Raw genomic sequence first — 5,098 nt, forward strand, 5'->3', positions numbered from 1 at the left:
CCGCGCTGGCCGTCGCCGCCGCCACGAGCGCCTGCGGGCCGCTCGGCGGCGAGCCGTCCGCGCAGGGGACGTCGCGGAGCCCGGCGTCGACGGCCGACCAGACGCCGCCACCGTCGTCCAGCACGACCACCCCGGCCACGACGGCGCCGGACCCCGGCACGACCACCTCGCCGAGCGCCACCGCGACGAGCTCGCCCAGCGCCACCGCCACCGGCACGGCCAGCCCGTCGGGGACGCCGACGAAGGCGCCGATCACCGAGAAGACCACGCTGCGCGAGGGCATGAAGGGCCCGGTCGTGCTCGCGGCGCAGAAGCGGCTGACCGCGCTGGGCTACTGGCTTGGCACCCCTGACGGCACCTACGGGTACCTCACCAGCCAGGCCGTGATGGCGCTGCAGAAGTCCGCCGGCCTGGGCCGCGACGGCGTCCTCGGCCCGAAGACCAAGGCCGCGCTGACCTCCGGCGTGCGGCCGCACCCCCGCACCGGCTCGGGCTCGGCGGTCGAGGTCGACAAGGCCCGCCAGGTGGTGATGGTGGTCGTCGGCGGCCAGCTGAAGTGGGTGCTCAACACCTCGACCGGCAGCGGCCAGCCGTACACCTCGCAGGGCCAGTCGTACGTCGCCACCACGCCCGAGGGCCGGTTCACGGTGCAGCGCCAGATCGACGGCGAGCGGATCAGCCACCTCGGCGCGCTCTGGCGGCCGAAGTACTTCACCGGCGGCTACGCGCTGCACGGCTCGCCGAGCGTGCCCGGCTACCCCGCCTCGCACGGCTGCGTGCGGCTGTCGAACGGCGCGATCGACATGCTGTGGTCGTCGGGGCTGGCGCCCATCGGCCGCACCGTCTGGGTCTACTGAGCCGGGGCGGCAGGCCTCGACCGGGCGCTCAGCGGCGGGGCTTGGCCTCGACGCCCCAGCGCCGCTCGGTCGGCACGTCCATCTGGTCGCAGAGCGCGAACCAGACGTCGCGAGGCGGGACGTGCGCCGCGAGCGCCTCGTCGACGGTGCGCCCGCCGAGGCCCGAGACCACCTGGTCGCGCGCGACCGAGCGGGCGTAGCCGGGCCCGAACTCGTCGTCCATCAACCGCCAGAAGTCGCTGTGCCGCACGCCCGCCAGCATCGCACGCGGGCCGATGTCGGACCTCGGTGACACCATCAGGGGCGTGGACGACGTGCTCGACCGGTTCTCCCCCGCCACCCGTGCGTGGTTCGAGGGGGCGTTCGCCGCGCCCACGGCCGCCCAGGCGGGCGCGTGGGACGCGATCAGCGGCGGCCAGCACGCCCTGGTGGTGGCGCCGACCGGGTCGGGCAAGACGTTGTCGGCGTTCTTGTGGGCGCTCGACCGGCTGGCCAGCGAGCCCGCGCCGGCCGAGGCCCTGCAGCGCTGCCGGGTGCTCTACGTCTCGCCGCTCAAGGCCTTGGCCGTCGACGTCGAGCGCAACCTTCGCGCGCCGCTGACCGGTATCGGGCACGCGGCGTCGAGGCTGGGGCTGCCGGCCCCGCAGGTCACCGTGGGCGTGCGGTCCGGCGACACCCCGGCGGCCGACCGGCGGGCGTTCGCGCGCACGCCGTCCGACGTCCTGATCACCACGCCCGAGTCGCTGTTCCTGCTGCTGACCTCCCGGGCGCGCGAGGCGCTGGCCGGGGTGCAGACCGTGATCCTGGACGAGGTGCACGCCGTCGCCGGCACCAAGCGCGGCGCGCACCTCGCGCTCACGCTCGAGCGGCTGGACGCGCTGCTGCCGCAGCCGGCCCAGCGGATCGGCCTGTCGGCCACGGTGCGGCCGGTCGACGAGGTGGCGCGGTTCCTGTCCGGCGGGCGACCGGTCACGGTGGTGCAGCCGCCGGCCGACAAGCAGCTCGACCTGAGGGTCGTCGTCCCGGTGCCCGACCTCGGTGCCATCGGCGAGCCCACCGACGACCTGTCAGGTCCGGCGGCCGGCGACCCGCAGCGCGCCTCCATCTGGCCGCACGTCGAGGAGCGGGTCGTCGACCTGATCAGCGACCACAGCTCGACGCTGGTCTTCGCCAACTCGCGCCGGCTGGCCGAGCGCCTCACCGCCCGGCTCAACGAGGTGTGGGCCGAGCGCCTCGAGGGTCCGGACGACGAGCCGGTCCCGCCGGCCACTCCTCCGGTCACGCGGGCGCCGGCGCAGGTGATGGCCCAGGCCGGGACTGCGAGCGGCGCGGCGCCCGTGCTGGCGCGGGCGCACCACGGCTCGGTCAGCAAGGAGCAGCGCGCGATCATCGAGGACGACCTCAAGGCCGGCCGGCTGCCCGCGGTGGTGGCCACCAGCTCGCTCGAGCTCGGCATCGACATGGGCGCCGTCGACCTCGTGGTGCAGGTCGAGTCGCCGCCCAGCGTGGCCTCCGGGCTGCAGCGGGTCGGCCGCGCCGGGCACCAGGTCGGGGCGGTCTCGCGGGGCGTGCTCTTTCCCAAGTTCCGCGGCGACCTGGTGCAGACGGCCGTGGTCGTCGAACGCATGCGGGCCGGGGCGATCGAGCAGCTGAGGGTGCCGGCCAACCCGCTGGACGTGCTGGCCCAGCAGGTCGTCGCGATGTGCGCCATGGACGACTGGACCGTCGACGACCTGGCGGCCCTGGCCGGCCGCGCTGCGCCGTTCGCGACGCTGCCGCGCTCGGCCCTCGAGGCCGTGCTCGACATGCTGGCCGGCCGCTACCCCAGCGAGGAGTTCGCCGAGCTGCGACCCCGTCTGGTGTGGGACCGGCAGACCGACGTCCTCACCGGTCGGCCGGGCGCCCAGCGGCTCGCCGTCACCAGCGGCGGCACGATCCCCGACCGCGGGCTGTACGGCGTGTTCCTGGCGACCGGCGACGGTCCCGGACGACGGGTGGGCGAGCTCGACGAGGAGATGGTCTACGAGTCGCGGGTCGGCGACGTGTTCACGCTCGGGTCGTCGTCCTGGCGGATCGAGGACATCACGCACGACCAGGTCCGGGTCACGCCGGCGCCCGGCCAGCCGGGCAAGCTGCCGTTCTGGCACGGCGACGCGCTGGGCCGCCCCGCCGAGCTGGGCCGGGCCGTCGGCGCGTTCGTCCGCGAGGTCACCGCGCTCGAGCCGGAGGCCGCCCGCGCCCGGGTGCGCGAAGCCGGTCTGGACGAGTGGGCGACCGACAACCTGCTGGCCTACCTGACCGAGCAGCTCGAGGCGAGCGGGCACGTGCCCGACGACCGCACGATCGTGGTTGAGCGCTTCCGCGACGAGCTGGGCGACTGGCGCGTGGTGGTGCACTCCCCCTTCGGCGCACCCGTCCACGCTCCGTGGGCGCTGGCGGTCGGCGCGCGCATGCAGGAGCGCTACGGCGTCGACGTCCAGGCGATGCACGGCGACGACGGCCTGGTGCTGCGGCTGCCCGACGTCGAGCTCGGCGACGGCCCGGCGCCCGACGTCGCCTCGCTCGTCACGCTCGACCCCGACGACGTCGACGACGTCGTGACCGAGCAGATCGGCGGGTCGGCGCTGTTCGCCTCGCGGTTCCGCGAGTGCGCCGGTCGCGCGCTGCTGCTGCCGCGCCGTCGTCCGGGCCAGCGCCAGCCGTTGTGGCAGCAGCGGCAGCGCAGCGCCCAGCTGCTGGAGGTCGCGAGCGGGTACGCCGACTTCCCGATCGTCCTCGAGACGGTGCGCGAGTGCCTGCAGGACGTGTTCGACGTCCCCGGCCTGGTCGACCTAATGCGCGACATCACCAGCCGTCGCGTGCGGGTCGTCGAGATCGAGACCAGCCAGCCCTCGCCGTTCGCCCGCAGCCTGATGTTCGGCTACGTCGCCCAGTTCCTCTACGAGGGCGACTCGCCGCTGGCCGAGCGCCGCGCCGCCGCGCTCGCCCTCGACCCGACCCTGCTGTCCGAACTGCTCGGCCGCGGCGAGGGCGCGGCCCTGCGCGACCTGCTCGACCTCGAGGCGGTCGAGCGCACCGAGCGCGAGCTGCAGCACCTGACCCCCGAGCGGGCCGCGCGGCACGCCGAGGACGTCGCTGACCTGCTGCGCGTGCTCGGCCCGAGCAGCAGCGCCGAGGTGCACGAGCGCTCCGGTGCCGCCGAGCTGCCCGAGGTCGTCGGCTGGCTCGAGGGGCTCGAGGCCAGCCGCCGGGTGATCCGGGTGCGCATCGCCGGCGACGACCGCTGGGCCGTGGTCGAGGACGCCGGTCGGTTGCGCGACGCCCTCGGCGTGCCGCTGCCCGTGGGCATCCCCGAGGCGTTCCTCGCTCCCGTCGCCGACCCGCTCGGCGAGCTGGTGTCCCGCTACGCCCGCACGCACGGACCGTTCACCGTCGCCGAGGTGGCAGCCCGCTTCGGCCTCGGCCCGGCCGTGGCCGGCACCGCCACGACCCGCCTGGTCGCCAGCGGCCGGCTGGTCGAGGGCGAGCTGCGCCCGGCCGGCCAGGGCATCGAGCTCTGCGACGCCGAGGTGCTGCGCTCGCTGCGCCGGCGCTCGCTGGCCGCGCTGCGCCAGCAGGTCGAGCCGGTCCCGGCCCGCGACCTGGCCCGCTTCGTGCCGCGCTGGCAGGGCATGGACGGTCCCCGCTCGCGCACCGGCCGCGGAGTGCCCGGGCTGCTGCGCGCGGTCGAGCAGCTCGACGGCGCGGTGCTGCCCGCCAGCGCGCTCGAGAGCCTCGTGCTGCCGGCCCGCGTCACCGACTGGTCGCCGGCGCTGCTGGACGAGGTGACGTCGTCCGGCGAGGTGCTGTGGTGCGGCCACGGGTCGCTGCCCGGCGACGACGGCTGGGTCTCGTTGCACCTGGCCGACACCGCGCACCTGTCGCTGCCCGAGCCGGCCGAGCTCGAGCTGTCGCCCGTGCACCAGGGCGTGCTGGACGCCCTGTCGAGCGGCGGCGCCTTCTTCTTCCGGGCGCTGTCGCAGGCGGTCGGGTCCACCGACGACGAGCAGCTGGCCGAGGCGTTGTGGGACCTCGTGTGGAGCGGCCGGGTCACCGGCGACACGCTCGCCCCGCTGCGCGCCCGGCTGGCCGGCGGGCGCACCGCGCACCGCACGCAGCGGTCCGGTCCTCGGCGTACGCGGTACGCCGGCGGTCGCGGTGGCGCCGTGGGTCGCGCCGGGCTGCCGAGCCGGCCCGGGATG

4 protein-coding genes are annotated in these 5,098 nt (G+C 75.9%); 2 read left to right on the plus strand and 2 right to left on the minus strand.

Annotated features, from left to right (window positions below; translation table 11 throughout):
• Positions 1 to 283, minus strand: a 283-nt coding sequence (locus ACYVJ4_RS18305; protein ID WP_460461511.1) for a hypothetical protein, incomplete at its 3' end; no start/stop codon positions are given.
• Between ACYVJ4_RS18305 and ACYVJ4_RS18310 the strand changes: the two genes are divergently transcribed.
• On the plus strand, positions 282 to 857 hold the full coding sequence (locus ACYVJ4_RS18310; protein ID WP_460461512.1) for a L,D-transpeptidase family protein: 576 nt from the start codon (positions 282 to 284) through the stop codon (positions 855 to 857). The genes ACYVJ4_RS18305 and ACYVJ4_RS18310 overlap by 2 nt on opposite strands.
• A gap of 28 nt (positions 858 to 885) precedes the next feature.
• Here ACYVJ4_RS18310 and ACYVJ4_RS18315 read toward each other — a convergent pair whose 3' ends face one another.
• Positions 886 to 1,107 carry a DUF3046 domain-containing protein gene (locus ACYVJ4_RS18315; protein ID WP_460461513.1) on the minus strand — a complete coding sequence of 74 codons (222 nt, stop codon included), beginning with the start codon at positions 1,105 to 1,107 and terminating at the stop codon, positions 886 to 888.
• A gap of 25 nt (positions 1,108 to 1,132) precedes the next feature.
• Between ACYVJ4_RS18315 and ACYVJ4_RS18320 the strand changes: the two genes are divergently transcribed.
• Positions 1,133 to 5,098 (plus strand): ATP-dependent helicase (locus ACYVJ4_RS18320; RefSeq protein ID WP_460461514.1); only part of this gene is annotated, 3,966 nt, incomplete at its 3' end.

The organism is Angustibacter peucedani (assembly GCF_054779595.1).